Genomic DNA, 13,740 nt, shown 5'->3' with positions numbered 1-13,740 from the left:
ACCGGCCATTTTCGGCTTTGGCACAGGACAGCCACGCCCGGACGTGCTACCGCCCGGGCGAAGAAGAAGAATCGCAGTCAGGACAGCAGTTTGAACCGGACCATTCCGCTGGTGCTCGCGGTCGCCCTGTTCATGGAACAGATGGACTCCACGGTGATCGCGACCTCGCTGCCGGCGATCGCGGCCGATATCGGAACGGACCCGATCGCGCTCAAGCTGGCCCTGACCGCCTATCTGGTTTCGGTCGCGATCTTCATCCCCATCAGCGCCTGGATGGCCGACCGGTTCGGCGCGCGGCGCGTGTTCTGCACCGCGATCGGCGTGTTCGTCGTCGGCTCGATCGCCTGCGCCTTCGCCGGATCGCTTTCCGGCTTCGTGCTGGCGCGCTTCCTGCAGGGCATGGGCGGGGCGATGATGACGCCGGTGGCGCGCCTGCTCCTGGTCCGGGCGACGCCGCGCGGCGACCTCGTCTCGGCTATGGCCTGGCTGACGGCGCCGGCGCTGATCGGCCCGCTGCTCGGCCCGCCGGTCGGCGGTTTCATCACCACTTTCGTGAGCTGGCACTGGATTTTCCTGATCAACGTGCCGATCGGGCTCGCCGGCATCGTGGCCGCCGCCTTTCTGCTGCCGGAAGCCGGTGGCGAGGGTACGGCACCGATCGACATGCGCGGTTTCGTTTTGTCCGGTGTGGCGGCGGCCGGTATCGTGTTCGGCCTCTCCGTCGTCAGCCTGCCGGCGCTGCCGCCGATCGTCGGTCTGGTCACGCTCGGCGTGGGGCTTGGCGCCACCGCACTTTATCTCGTACACGCACGCCGCGCGCCGCGCCCGATCCTCGACCTCAGCCTGTTCGGCAATGCCAGCTTCCGCGCCGCGATCAGCGGCGGCTCGATCTTCCGTTTCGGCTCGGGCGCGACGCCGTTCCTTCTGCCGCTGATGTTCCAGCTCGGCTTCGGCATGACGCCGTTCGAATCGGGGATGTTGACCTTCACCGCCGCCATCGGCGCCATCGGCATGAAGTTCTTCGCCCGGCGCACGCTCAGGCGCGGCGGCTTCCGTACCGTGCTCGTCGCCGCCGCGCTTGGCGGGGCGCTGATGATCGCGGCCGCCGGCCTGTTCAGCGCCGGCACCCCGGTCTGGGTGATCATGGCGGTGCTGGTTGCCGCCGGCTTCCTGCGCTCCCTGTTCTTCACCTCGGTCAATGCGCTGGTTTTTGCCGACCTCGACGATGCCAGGGCCGGACAGGCGACTGCGATCGCGGCGGTGACGCAGCAGGTCAGCATCGCGCTCGGCGTCGCGCTGGCCGGCGTCATCCTGGAGGCCGTGACGATCATGTCCGGCCAGCCGCTGCAGGCCGGCGCGTTCCAGATCGCGTTTTTCATCGTCGCGGGGGTGGCGGCGTTGGCGGCCCTGCCCTTCTGGATGCTGCATCCGACGGCCGGAAACGCGGTCTCCGGCCACAGGCTGGGCGGCGACAATGCCCGCTCGCAGGTGCTGCCACCGCGCTGAGGGCCGCTCAGTCCGCTGCGCGTCCCTTGAAGCCCTTGGCAAGCAGATAGAGTTCGACCGATTCGTCGCGCGAGGCCGGCGGCTTGACGTGGTGCACGCTGGCGAAATTCCGCTTGAGCCGGGTCAGCAGATCGTTTTCGGTCCCGCCCTGGAAGGTCTTGGCCAGAAAATGCCCGCCCGGACGCAGCACCTGGATGGCAAAATCGGCCGCCACCTCGCATAGGTGCATGGTGCGGATATGGTCGGTGCGCTTATGACCGGTGGTCGGGGCGGCCATGTCGGACAGCACCACGTCGGGCGCTTCGCCGAGCGCGTCAAGCAGCCGCTCGGGCGCGTCGTCGTCGAGAAAATCCATCTTCAGGAACGTCACGCCGGCAATCGCGTCCATATCGAGATAGTCGATCGCCACAACCGTGGGCGCATCCGGCGGCGAGCCGGTGCGCCGCACCGCAACTTGCGACCAGCCGCCCGGCGCCGCGCCGAGATCGATGACGCGCGCCCCCGGCTTGAGCAGTTTTTGCCGGTCATCGATCTCGGTCAGCTTGAAGGCGGCCCGCGAGCGATAGCCGTCGGCCTTGGCGCGGTGCACGTACGGATCGTTCAGATGCCGCTCCAGCCAGCGTCGCGACGAGGCCTTCAGACCACGCTTCTTTTTTACCCGGGCCTTCAGCGCCCGCGCGCCCGGTTTCGGATCTGGTTTCTTCACGAGACACGGCTCCGTGGGCGGCGGTCGCGGTCCCAGACCCGGTCCTCCGCCATCAATTCGGTCAAAATGCCCTCGCGCAGCCCCCGATCGGCCACCCGCAACCGGGTCGCCGGCCAGGTGCGCCGGATCGCCTCCAGGATGGCGCATCCGGCGAGCACGAGGTCGGCACGATCCGCGCCGATGCAGGGGTTTTTCACACGCTCGTCGAAGCCCCAGCCGACCAAAGTCTCGACCATGCGGTCGATATCGGCCTCGTTCATCCACAATCCGTCGACGCGGCGGCGGTCGTAGCGCGGCAGGTCCAGAAAGATGCCGGCGAGCGTCGTCACCGTGCCGGAGGTGCCGAGCAGGTGGAAGCCCTCGCCGGTAGCGACCGCGCCCAGCCGGTCGCGGCCGTCGAACGCGTCGATCATGCCGGCGACGTCGTCGACCATGGCGGCGAAGATCTCCGGCGTCACATGGCGGCCGCCGAAGCGCTCTGAAAGCGAGACCACACCGACCGGCAGCGACGTCCACGACACGATATGGTTGGCGAGGCGGCGGCTGCGCCGGCGGGAAATGTCGATCAGCGCGATTTCGGAGGACCCGCCGCCAATGTCGAACAGAACCACGCCACGCGTTTCGCGCTCCACCAGCGAGCCGCAGCCCGACACGGCCAGCCGCGCCTCGGTCTCGCGGTCGATGACCTCGAGCGTCAGGCCGGTTTCCTCGCGCACCCGGTCGATGAAGTCCGCGCCGTTTGCGGCGGCGCGGCAGGCTTCGGTGGCGATCAGGCGCGCGCGCGCGATCTTACGCGCCTCCAGCTTGCCGGCGCACACTTTCAGCGCTTCGAGCGCGCGCGCCATGGCGTCGTCGGCCAGGCGCCCGTTCGCCGTCAGCCCCTCGCCGAGCCGAACGATGCGCGAAAACGCGTCGACGACCCGAAACCGGCCGGGACGATTGGGGACGGCGACCAGGAGGCGGCAATTGTTGGTGCCGAGGTCGAGCGCGGCATAGGCGGGCGGCGGCACGAACGGCGCCTGGGCGTGCCGGTGCCCCGGCCTTTGCACGGCGCCGGAAGCCGCAGGCTTAGTCTTGCCGTTGACGACCGGCGGGCCGGCGGACCGCTCCGTCGGCCCGCCGACAGCGTTTGGCGCCACGGCATTGACGGCATTGCCGGCGTCGCGCACATAAGCCTTGCGGCCGCGGCGACGCTTCTTGCGCCTGCGTTTTTGTGCGTCCTGCGGATTGGCGCCCGGCTTTTCGGCTCCACCGGCGCCGCCGCCATCGGCGCGGTTATGCGCCCTGGCCTGCGCCGCCTTGCGCTTGCCGCGGCGACGTTTGCCGGGGCAGCGGCCGGGAGCCTCCGCGTCCGGCGTTTTGTCGCCGTCCTCGAGGTCCTTCACACTTCCGTCCTTCGGGCGCCGCGCAAATCGCAAGGTTGCCGCTGGCGCCGCAATCGTTCAGTTGCCAACAATGTAGCAGCGGCGGGCGCGATCACCAAGGGTTTTGCGTGACCGCACACCGTGTCACCGGCCGGCGAACGCCGGGCCCTGCGAAATTTGCGCCGCGTCAGGAAAGGCTTGATCGGCGCGGCGGATATGCTAGAAGCGCGCGCATCCGGGTTGCGCGCCGAACTGCCGCCGGATGTGCGCCGGGAAGACCGGCATTGCCGTTGGGGAATAGTTTAACGGTAGAACAGCGGACTCTGACTCCGTCAGTCCTGGTTCGAATCCAGGTTCCCCAGCCATCTTGCCAACTAATTGATTTTGTTGGCTTTTCCGAATTCTATTAGCAGCACTTATTAGCAGTTTTTCTTAGCATCCTAGTCCTTTTGCCAGCAGGCAGTGATGCGGAAAGCGCCTCCCGATTTAGCCCTGTGACATCGGTGCGTGATGCGGCTCGCGGTAATTGGCCGGGCGATCATTCAACAGATTGAGCGCCCGGTGTAGAGCGCGGTCTAGCTCAGAAAGCGCGTTGTAATGCTCGCGAAGCGGCGTGAGTGAAATTTGCGCGCGCCTCGTGGCAATGCGCAACAACCCGATCTGTTGGTCGATCTGTTGCAGGTCATAGCTGTTGATCTTGAGATGGCGTTTTCGACGCGGCATATGTCCGGCTCCCATGATGAGAACAAAATAGGAACATATACCTTGCGCCGTCAAGCGGCCGGTGGCAATCTCGCGTGGCAGGAATGGAGGTCGTCAGATGCCCGGAAGCGTGCCGCAGATATCGTCAGTCGATGGTGACGCCTTGGAAGCTGAGGTTGATGAATGGATCGCCTTGTGCGGCGGGGACATGCAGGAGACGATCCGCGTTCTCGTTGTGGCTCACAACATGCTTCATAGTGAGGTCGCGACAGCACTACCGGCCGTCAGCTACGGCTATTCGAAGGGCTGGCATGCGCGACGGCGAGGATAGCGCCTCGCGACTCCCTGCTTGCTAGACGCCTCACCTTCCTGCCTAGCCCTCTGCGACGATTGTCGATTATTCTCCCGTCCCGAAGAGCGATTCTTACTTTTCGGAGAACTCAAGAGAATGGATATTTCATTTGCTCACCGAGCGGCCAAGTTAGTCCTGCCGAAAATTCAGGATATTATTATCCGCCACGCTGATACGGCGCGCTCAGATCCTGCACATTACGCTGAATGGAAAAATAGATTTATTTCAATTTTTGAATCTCTCCAGTATAGTGATAGATATATATTGAAGAAGCTTGAATTATATAATAGTCTTATTTTTGTTTATGACAAGCAAGTGTCTAATACTTATAACGTGTTGCCGGCAGAAGATCGATCCACCATAGATAGGATTAGAGAAACCATACAGCAATTTATCAATAGCACGGCACAATACGTGGAAAAAGAGCAAGCGGATACAACTGAGCCCGTTTTGACGATCGTTATGCCTATTGAGGCAGGTGCGAATACAACCTTGCATCTAATAAGCGAGATGGAATGGTTCTACCATGTATTTAATAGAGCTTACAAAGGGTATGCTCCAGAAAGTGATGGGCCAAAAATTCTACGTGTAGACAACGTTGATGTAAGTGTGTCAGTCGTAGTCGAGTGGAAATTTATGCTTATTACGGCGATGTTTATTTGGAGAATTGTCAAAAATCGACGAGAGACAACAAGTGCTAAGTCGGCTGTAGATGCGCTTCGCGATGTAGGGATATCCGAGGAGAGGTTGAGCCAGATAGAAAAAGAATTAGATGCGCGCGAGAGTTCGGCGATGGAAACATTCCTTGAACCTGTTAGAGGCATGATACCAGAAATCGATGAAGAGAACGCGAGCGCGTTCACTGCGTATTTCAAGAGAATTTCCGAGGGAATGCAAAGAGGATACAGATTTGGTATTGATCTTCCAAGTAAGGGAGAAGCTCTAACATCTATTGGCGGGGAGCCCGAAGAGGCCAAAAAATTATTTGATAAGATAAAAGAGTTGAGCAAATACAGGCGAGACTCAGAAGATGTTGGCGACACTAATCCCAAAGCTCTAGCCGCTTCGGGCAAGCTGGGGGCCGGTCCAGATCAGAAGGAATGAGTTGGGCGCGAAAAGTAGTTTCCGCGCCCATCGTTCTGTCAGCTTTAGCGCCTGCGATCGGTGTTTGGTAGCAGATTGTCGGTCCAACCCGTCAGCTGTGAACGATACGCGCGGGCGAACGTATTCACGCGCCGGCCCCGATGGTCGCGCGGCATCCCCAGCGCGCAGAAGCTCTCGGCAAGCTTTCGCGGCAGCTTCCGATCCCAGCCGCTAACAAGTAGCAGCCCGTTTATCACTTGCCGGGCTGCTGTAGGTGACTGGGTCTGCCGGTAGGTGTCGGCAGCCTTCTGCATAGTTTCGGTGACCTTGACGTGCTCGAGGTAGCCCGCCTTTAGCTGTTGCAACGAAGCTGCCAGCGACTCAGCGTAGCCAACCAGATCGTGAATCCTGTCTGCCATGTCGGCGGGGCGCTTGCCGTAGTCAACCAAGCTGTCGGCTAGTTCATCTCGGCTCGGCAATTCGTTGTGGATGCTATCGACATCGAACGCTAGGTCTGCGAGCAATTCGCGTCCTTCGTCGCCCCTGAGATACTCGACGAAAGTGAGGTCGTCGGACTGCTTGGCTGTGCTGCCGGCTACCGGCGTGCTATCATTGCTCATACGGAATCTCCTTTTTGATGAGCGTCAGACTGGAATTTCGGGGTTGCGGCATGGCCAAGGTGCAAGCTTGGCCATGCCGTTCTTCGCTATTCTGTCGTCATCGCGCCTCCTCCTCTTCCGCCCTAGTTCCAAGCACGATGTGCCGGGACGGCCGCCTAAGCTCGGATCTAATGGCCTTCAGCCGATAGATCTCCGCAAACGATACCTTGAGGGCTTCAACATCGCCCTTCGGGAGGTCGGCGCTTTCCTGCATCGCGTCCTCGATCGCTCTTTCGATTTCTTGGAGCTTGTAGACGTTGATCAAGTGAGCCAGCTCTTGCGCCGCATCGATGAAGACATCGACCAGTCCCATCGCTCGCTGCAGTGAGGTCAAGGGTTCTTCCCGATCATACTGAGTCGGGAAACTCTGTAGTTCCTCGCTCAGGGGGCTTCCGGTGATCTGAACCCCGAATGCGTCAAGGTTCTCATCGAAGTCGGGCCAACGGTCGGCGATAAAGGCGGAGAACGGCGTCTTCACATAGCTCGCCGGGGTGGCTGGATTGGTCAGCGCCTTCCTCTCCGCATCTTTTTGCCGCTTCCGAAATTCTCGACTTCTTTCCGTTGCTGACTTGGCCATGGGTCTGTCCATCGTTGCGTTGCCGTTGCGCATATATGCAACGGCAACAACCCAAAGTCAAGAAGCAAGGTGAGAGTTCTCTGCCGGCGTCTCGCGGATCGAAGCCGGCCATATGCCGCCGTGCTCGCCGAGCGCCAGCTTCACGCTGCACAGATCGATCTCGCCGGTGAAGGCTGACGGCTCAAGGTCAAGCAGGGCGTCCAGAAGCTCGCCGTGGTGCTCAGGGGCGATCCGGCCGCCGGTGAGGCACAGCCCGCCCATATCGAGCCCCATGGTGCGCAACGCCGCGTGTATGTGGTCCCGGCGCGTGTCCGGGTCAGGGTGCCGCTTGCGCAGCGCCTTGACGAGATAGGCGGCATTGAACGCGTATCGATCGGCCGGCAGATAGATGTCTTCCATGGGAGTTCCTTTCCGGTGCTGATTTGCAGGGCGGATTCTGCAATCAGCCGGAAGGGTTAGGCAATCAAAAAATGAGTAAAAACAGAAATCTATCGCAGATTCTGTCAGTAGTGAGTGACTTTTGTTTGAGTCTGCCGGGACAGGGTGTCACGAAAAACGTTCCGAATTTCCCTACTATAATAGAGTCTGTTCCTTCTTAATAAGATTCTTCTCCTATTTGAAACACCGGAACGTTTTTCGTGACACATGGTGTCGAACACGGTGGAATGTTTTTCGTGACACTGTTCCGGCGAACGAAACACCTCAACAAGAAACAAGATGATGATCCTCCGGCGAACGAAACCCCGTGCGGGGCGCGGGGAACATGATTCGAGGGAATCGCCGGAACACTTCCGCAGGGCTTGTCAGAATCTTCCGTAGAGAGGATTAGGCCGGCGTTTCTTCGCCCGGCGCTTCTGTTGCCGAAGCCGGGCTTTCTCACGATCGTGAGCGGCCCGTTCCTCGGGCGACATTAGCTTGCGGCTCGTATCGTAGAGGGGCGAGCGGTCGCCGGCCTGCCATGCAGCGGCGGACTTCGCGAGCTTGCGATTGCGATCCTTCATCCGCCGACGCGCCGCTTCATCAAGGCCACGATCATGAAAGAGCGCGGCAAGGCCCTTCTCGACCTCCTTCTTGTAGTTGCGCACGAGGGTGCGCTCCCACCAATCAACATGCTCGGATGTCGGCTCCGTTGGCAGGTCGGTATCGCCCGCCTGTATCGCGTTTTTACGCGCTTGGCTGATGGCCTTCGATCGGGCTTTGCTGCGCGCCGACCGGCGCACGGTCTCATTCCAAATCTGGATGAGCGGGCTGTATCTGGGCGGGGTGTAAATCTGACGATAGCGCCGGCCCCTTGGTCGGGTCGCGCTTTGGCGGTCTTCGGGCGTGAGGTCGCACGCGTCGTCGTTCAACATTTGTCGTCCTTGTCGCCGGTCGTCGTTTCGAGAGGCTGGCCCGACGACAAGGCCAGCCTCTCGTTGTAGTGCGGGGAGCTACCCGGCACCGCTGCGCAACCACATTATAGCACGCCGACAAGCGCGGGCGCGTAATTTTTCTCAGGAAATCAACGGCTTGTCAGTCACCATAAAGCTAAGGTGAGTGAACGCGCGTTGGGCAGTCGGAGCGCTCTAGGCTATCAGCCGTGTCCCCTCTGGTTAAGCAGGTTGCCCGGCTTGCGCTGACGCTTGATCTCGTCGACGACGACGCCGCGCAACGTGCCCTCCATCTGCTTGCCGATCTTCGCGGCGAGGTCGGCATTTTGTGCCGGTGTCCCGCCGCTGGCGTTGACCGTGACCGGCGCTGAAATGTTGACGATCTGGCCAGCAACTGCATTGTCATTGTCGCCACGGATCGCCCTGGCGACGGCGCGCGAGCCGGCATCGCCGACATGGCCGCCCGCCGCGAATGCCGGCACGCGGTTCTCGTTTACGGCCTCAAGCAGCGGCCGGTGCTTCGCCGTCGCGGCAGCGTTGACGACGAACTCGCCGTCGCTGAGCATCGCCGGGATACGGTCATCACGCGGCCCGCCGGGGCCGCGCACGTGTCCGCCATCGGCTAGGCGCAAGCCCTGCCACTTGTCGGCGCGGACAATGCCGCCGTCTGCAAAGCCGAAGATACCCATGATGAACTTGGCGAGCCCGCCGAAGATGTTGCCGCTGCCGGCGTTTTCGACGGTGAAGATCGCATTCAGAAGTTCGTCGAGCATGCGATCGGCGAGGCGGCCGATCGCATTGCCGAGCGCGTCCATAGGCTTCACGCCTGCCCGAATGTCTTGCAGGAAGCCGCCTACGAACTCACGGCCAGCATCGGCGACCGTCTGTAGCCGATCGCGCTGTTCGTCGAGTGCAGCGGTTTCCTGATAGATCGCCTCATTGAGCGCGATGATACGCTGGCGCTGCTGGTCAGTCGCGGCAGCACCTGCCATGCGTGAGGCGGCAGCGGCACGCTGCTGGGCCTCAGACGCGCCTATCAGGCGAAGTTCTGCCTCAAGCTCGGCAATGAGGTCCACAACGGCTTGGCGCTCGCGTGCGGCGCTGTCTGTCGAGCTTGAGCGCGCCGACGATGAACGTCCGCCGGTGTTTGTGCGCGCGGGCGGTGCGCCCGGTGCCGGCGAGGTCGGTTCCGGCGCATCCGGCACGCGGCGGCTTTCGAGGATCGACAAGATGCGCGCCTCTTCCCGCGCAAGCTGTTCGCTTTGTGCGGCAAGCTCGTTGATGGTGCCCTGTAGCACGCGGCGCTCGGCTTCAGCGGTGAAGCCGCCGATCTCGGCTTGCTGTTCCTTCAATTCGAGGATGCGGTTTTCGATCTCAAGGCGCTCACGGCCGATGTCCGTCACGCGCTCATTGAGCGTGCGGCTTTGCTGGCGCTCGATATCGCGGAACGTGTCTATGAACGTCTGAAGCGCCGATGTTGCCTCGACGATGGCGCTCTTGAGGCTGGTGCCGATCGTGGTCGTGATCGCCCGGAACTTGCGGTCCACTTCGTCGGCGCGTTCGATCAGTTCTTCGTCCAGCACGACGCCAAGATCGTTCGCGGCCTTGATCTGGTCCCGGATGGCACGCTCGCCGCGATCTATCAGCTGCACGAAGCGCTCGCCGCCCGTGCCGCCGAAGATTTCATCGGCGATACGAATGCGCGCCGCGCGGTCGAGGTTTTCCAGCTTGCCGATGATCTCGGTGAAAAGTGCCGACGGATCTTTCAGCTTGGTCTTCAGTTCCTCGGCAGTGAAGCCCAGCCGGGCGAATGACTCGGCAGCCGGCCCGCCGCCCGTCTCAATCCATTCATCGGCCCGCAGGTTCAACTCCTTGATGCCGTCGGTAAGTGAGTCGACGCCGATGCGGTTCTGTTCCGCGACGTATTTCAATTCCTGAAACGCCTTCACATTAAGGCCCGCGCGCTTCGCTTCGTCACCGATCTGGGCAATGCCGCCCGCCACGTCGACCAGCCGGCCGGCAATGCTGAGCGCACCGCCTGCTACCAGTCCGGCGAGCCCTGCCTTCATCGCCGCGCCCATGCGGCGGCCCGCGCCGCCCATGATCGCCTCAAGCCGGTCGCTCGACTTTTTGGCGCGCCGCTCCATGCCATCCATCTGCTTGCCGAGCGTGCGATTGGCCTTGAGGATGTTGCGCTCGAAATCGCGAATGCGCGCCTCTAGCGCGACGACAAGCCGTTCTTCGTCAGTGGCCATGCAGGTTTCTCCTAGCTGTAAAGGATGTCTTCGTAGTCATCGCGCACATAGATTGACGGGGTATTGTCGGCCGCAATGGCGCGGCCCACAGCCATGGACGCGGCGATCGCTCCGTCGATCCTGTCGAAACGGACGCCCTTGTGCAGGTGGACAAGGCCGGTGTCGCCGCGCGAGACGACCACGGAATCGAAATGATGCCTTAGCGCAGGGTTGCCGCCGTGCCGCAACCGGCGGCCGTTGACGGTGCGCTCAAGATGGCCGATGGCGGGCGCCATCGTGAGCGGTTTCTGCCGGAACTCGATTGCCGGCAGACCTTCCAACTGTAGGCGCTGCATGATGAGGCCTGCCCGGTATGGATCGAACAGCACTTCGCGCACGTCATAGGTGGCGCACAGTTCGCGAATGTGATCCTCGATCGATTGCGGTTCGATCACCGGGCCGTCGATCACCGTGATATGGCCATCGGCGCGCCATTGCAGATATGGCACGCGGTCCTGCTTGGCGCGGCTGTCCAGATCGTCGCCGGGCACGAACAGCCAAGGGTGAATGGTGATCCGGCCGTCATCGTGCCGCCAAGCCGCGACGATCGCAGTCAGGTCGCCATTCACCGACAGGTCGACGCCTAGATAGCAGGGCAGGGCTTCAAGCTCGCTCAGGTCGACCTCGACGCGTCCTTCGTCGTAGGTCGCCATATCGAACAGGGGGTCGCGCGAGTGCGATTTCCAGATATTTAGGTTGAACTGTTCGAAGGCGTGCCGTTCGGCGGGCCGGTGCGCGGCCTCGCGCGCCTGTGTGCGCATCGCGTCGAGATTCGGGAAGCCGTAGCGCAGGCCAGGGTTCACGCGGTGCCAGACCGCTTCGTCCTGCCAATCATCATTCGGGTCCGCTTCGAAGATGATTGGCAGGAAAGCCGGGTCTATGATTTCGCCGGTGGCAACCTTCCGGGCATACTCATATTGCTCGGAACCGATGTTTTCCGAGCCACGGCCCGCCGTGGTGGCAATGAGCATAAGGGTGTTGCTGGTCTTCACAAGGCCGGACTTGAGCGCTTCCCAAAGGTCGCGGCCTTTCCAGACGTGGATTTCATCGACCAGCACGAATGAAGGCGTCTTGCCGTGCTGGGCCGCGCCGTCGCTGGAAATCGCCTGTAGCGTTACGTCTTCGGCCTTGAAGACGATCTTCTTTGCGCTGTTATGCGCGTCATAGATGCGGGTCGCGCTGGCGAGCCGCTTATCCATCCGCACGATGTTCGCGGCCTCACGGAAGCCGAGCCCGGCTTGCTCACGATCGGACGCGGCGAAGATCACTTGCCCGGCGCGAACGCGCTCAGGGCCGATCGTATGCAACAGTGCCAGCGCGGCAGCGAGGCTGGTCTTGCGGTTGCCGCGCGGGATCATCCAGAAGACCGTTTCGACGATCCGGCGACCGTCAGCGTGCCGCGGTCCATAGATGCGCCGCACGATCCGCTCTTGCCAGTCGAATAGCTGGAATGCGTTCTTTGGCGCGGTGCTGTTCGGGTGCTTCAGCCGCCGCAAGAACTCGACGGCATCCGCGCCGTAGCCGAGCGGATCATCAATCGGGCTGCCGTCGAACAGCCATGCAGGATAGGCGCTCTTGGTCATCGGCCGCGCCCCACGGCGAGGGGGCTGTCGGCGTCATCGTCGCCTTGTTCCATCATCGCGGCACGCGACCGCGCCGAAGGCGTAAGGCCAAGCTCGCCGGCGCATCGAAGCTGTTGCTGTTGCGCAGCGCTCAGGATGCCGTAGGCCGGATGCCGCTTGCCGTTCGGCAGGACCATGCCTTCCTGATTCAGCGCGCGGTGCGCCTCGCGCATGGTGCCCGTGGCGATCACGAAGTTCTCAAGCACGGCAAGATCGGCGACCGTCAGCACCTTGCGCTCGTCAATCAAGATTGGCGCGACCCGTCGCCATTCGGCCTTGGCGTCCTTGGACAGGTAGGAAGGCGGGGCAGGCACCTTCGTCACCGGCGACGTGCCCGGCGCGATGTTCGATGGCTTTTTACCGCGCATTAGGTCTTTGCCCGCAGTTCTAGCGCCCGCCTTCGGCCGATCTCGACGATCTCGCCAATGTCGTATGCGGTGCCGGCGTGAACGACCCGATCAGCCGTGGTGATGCCGGCGAGGTAGCGAATGCGAAAGACGATGCCCGTCGCTTCGTCCTCGCCGAAGCCGCTCAGGAACTCATCGGTCGAGCGCTGCACGATCTCAGCGCGCACTGTGGCAAATTCTGCCCAGGTGGTGCTGACTGCACCGGTCGCAGACACGGTTTCTGTCTCGCGTTCGATGGTAATCTGTCGGTCGAGTTTGCCGGCGCGCATCACAATACCCACCGGATGACGGCCTCGACCTTCAAAATGCCGTGGCCGTATTGCGGGTCAGGGTCGCGCGGAAACAGCGCGTGCGTGACGGCGAACTTGTCAAGCTCGCTATCGGCGAGCGCCGGCCACGTCAGCAATGATTTCTTCGCCGCGAACGCGATCGACCTAGCAGTATCAGCGCCGGCTTCGATCGCCCATATGTGCAGGTCAAGGAATACGCGCGCCGCATATTGCCCCCCGGCAGCACCACCGAGAAAGACCGTCTGCGCGCCGGCCATGTTGACGCAAGGCAGTTGTTCCGGGCGGCTTGAGCCGGCGCGAATATGGTCCGCCGGGACAAGGGCGCTCACGGTCGCATCTGCGTTCAAGTGCGCGCGGATGCCGGCCTGTAGTGCAAGCGATGGTTCGATCATCCGCGCCCCCAATGGTCGCGGACAGCCTTGGCGATGGCGCGCTTGGTCCGGTTGTTGATCCGCTTCTTGAGTAGCCGCACCGACGGCCAGAAAAACGGCTGCGCATCATGCTCACTGGTTCCGTATTCCTGTAGGTGGGGATAGCGGACATCACTGTTGCCAACCGTGACGATCGCCTCTAACTCGCCGGCAACGCGCTCGCCGCCCGGCTGCGAATAGGCCGGGGTCTGTTCGCCGGGCGGGGTCGCCACGATCGACGCCTTAAGGTCGCCTTCGTCTTCAGGCGCAAGCTGGCGCATCATGCCGGCGAGTTCGTTGGCGGATTTCGTCAGGCTCGGCTCGACGGCCTTGCGCACTTCGGCGGGAATCGCTTCTAGGCGGCGCTGTATCCGCGCGACTTGCTTTGATCTGGCCAT

Annotated in this window: 15 protein-coding genes and 1 tRNA gene; 3 read left to right on the top strand and 13 right to left on the bottom strand. The window is 62.2% G+C overall.

Translation table 11 applies throughout. The features are described 5' to 3' along the window. Positions 1-90 precede the first annotated feature (90 nt). Entirely contained in the window at positions 91-1,506 is a 1,416-nt protein-coding gene (locus EP380_RS01950; protein ID WP_127596013.1) for an MFS transporter, read from the top strand. Positions 1,507-1,513: 7 nt separating this feature from the next. On the opposite strand, the gene EP380_RS01945 is transcribed toward EP380_RS01950, so the two are convergent. Both EP380_RS01945 and EP380_RS01940 read right to left on the bottom strand, forming a co-directional pair. Then, positions 1,514-2,212 carry an RlmE family RNA methyltransferase gene (locus tag EP380_RS01945; RefSeq protein ID WP_238719667.1) on the bottom strand — a complete coding sequence of 233 codons (699 nt, stop codon included), beginning with the start codon at positions 2,210-2,212 and terminating at the stop codon, positions 1,514-1,516. After that, positions 2,209-3,597: a Ppx/GppA phosphatase family protein gene (locus EP380_RS01940; protein ID WP_238719666.1), complete on the bottom strand. Its 1,389-nt coding sequence runs from the start codon at positions 3,595-3,597 to the stop codon at positions 2,209-2,211. Before EP380_RS01940 ends, EP380_RS01945 begins: the two co-directional genes overlap by 4 nt. Positions 3,598-3,867: 270 nt before the next feature. Here EP380_RS01940 and EP380_RS01935 point away from each other — a divergent pair. After that, positions 3,868-3,941: transfer RNA gene (locus tag EP380_RS01935), tRNA-Gln, on the top strand. A 121-nt stretch (positions 3,942-4,062) separates the two neighbouring features. On the opposite strand, the gene EP380_RS01930 is transcribed toward EP380_RS01935, so the two are convergent. Continuing rightward, the gene (locus EP380_RS01930; protein WP_127596005.1) at positions 4,063-4,299 is read right to left on the bottom strand and encodes a hypothetical protein; all 237 of its coding nucleotides are present in this window, start codon (positions 4,297-4,299) and stop codon (positions 4,063-4,065) included. 427 nt (positions 4,300-4,726) lie between these two features. Between EP380_RS01930 and EP380_RS01920 the strand changes: the two genes are divergently transcribed. Then, positions 4,727-5,734 (top strand): hypothetical protein, encoded by a 1,008-nt coding sequence (locus tag EP380_RS01920; protein WP_127595999.1) that lies wholly within the window; start codon positions 4,727-4,729, stop codon positions 5,732-5,734. Between the two features lie 44 nt (positions 5,735-5,778). Here EP380_RS01920 and EP380_RS01915 read toward each other — a convergent pair whose 3' ends face one another. The 10 genes from EP380_RS01915 to EP380_RS01870 all read right to left on the bottom strand — a co-directional run bounded on the left by EP380_RS01915 (position 5,779) and on the right by EP380_RS01870 (position 13,740). Beyond that, positions 5,779-6,333 carry a hypothetical protein gene (locus EP380_RS01915; protein WP_127595996.1) on the bottom strand — a complete coding sequence of 185 codons (555 nt, stop codon included), beginning with the start codon at positions 6,331-6,333 and terminating at the stop codon, positions 5,779-5,781. A 97-nt stretch (positions 6,334-6,430) separates the two neighbouring features. Next, positions 6,431-6,949, bottom strand: a complete 519-nt coding sequence (locus tag EP380_RS01910; RefSeq protein WP_127595993.1) for a hypothetical protein — start codon at positions 6,947-6,949, stop codon at positions 6,431-6,433. Positions 6,950-7,006: 57 nt separating this feature from the next. Next, positions 7,007-7,348 carry a hypothetical protein gene (locus tag EP380_RS01905; RefSeq protein ID WP_127595990.1) on the bottom strand — a complete coding sequence of 114 codons (342 nt, stop codon included), beginning with the start codon at positions 7,346-7,348 and terminating at the stop codon, positions 7,007-7,009. Between the two features lie 404 nt (positions 7,349-7,752). Further along, positions 7,753-8,301 (bottom strand): hypothetical protein, encoded by a 549-nt coding sequence (locus tag EP380_RS01900; RefSeq protein WP_127595987.1) that lies wholly within the window; start codon positions 8,299-8,301, stop codon positions 7,753-7,755. Positions 8,302-8,522: 221 nt separating this feature from the next. Next, a complete protein-coding gene (locus EP380_RS01895; RefSeq protein WP_127595984.1) occupies positions 8,523-10,574 on the bottom strand; it encodes a phage tail tape measure protein in 2,052 nt (683 codons plus the stop codon). 11 nt (positions 10,575-10,585) lie between these two features. Continuing rightward, the gene (locus tag EP380_RS01890; protein WP_127595981.1) at positions 10,586-12,196 is read right to left on the bottom strand and encodes a terminase large subunit; all 1,611 of its coding nucleotides are present in this window, start codon (positions 12,194-12,196) and stop codon (positions 10,586-10,588) included. Next, on the bottom strand, positions 12,193-12,603 hold the full coding sequence (locus EP380_RS01885; RefSeq protein WP_127595978.1) for a phage terminase small subunit P27 family: 411 nt from the start codon (positions 12,601-12,603) through the stop codon (positions 12,193-12,195). Before EP380_RS01885 ends, EP380_RS01890 begins: the two co-directional genes overlap by 4 nt. Continuing rightward, entirely contained in the window at positions 12,603-12,914 is a 312-nt protein-coding gene (locus EP380_RS01880) for a phage head closure protein (protein ID WP_238719701.1), read from the bottom strand. The genes EP380_RS01885 and EP380_RS01880 overlap by 1 nt, the downstream gene beginning before the upstream one ends. Continuing rightward, positions 12,911-13,324: a tail completion protein gp17 gene (gp17, locus tag EP380_RS01875; protein ID WP_127595975.1), complete on the bottom strand. Its 414-nt coding sequence runs from the start codon at positions 13,322-13,324 to the stop codon at positions 12,911-12,913. Before gp17 ends, EP380_RS01880 begins: the two co-directional genes overlap by 4 nt. After that, entirely contained in the window at positions 13,321-13,740 is a 420-nt protein-coding gene (locus EP380_RS01870) for an HK97-gp10 family putative phage morphogenesis protein (protein ID WP_127595972.1), read from the bottom strand. The genes gp17 and EP380_RS01870 overlap by 4 nt, the downstream gene beginning before the upstream one ends.

It is taken from the genome of Nitratireductor alexandrii (genome assembly GCF_004000215.1).
Classification (GTDB): Bacteria; Pseudomonadota; Alphaproteobacteria; order Rhizobiales; family Rhizobiaceae; genus Mangrovimarina; species Mangrovimarina alexandrii.
This window is presented reverse-complemented; position numbering and strand designations above follow the sequence as displayed.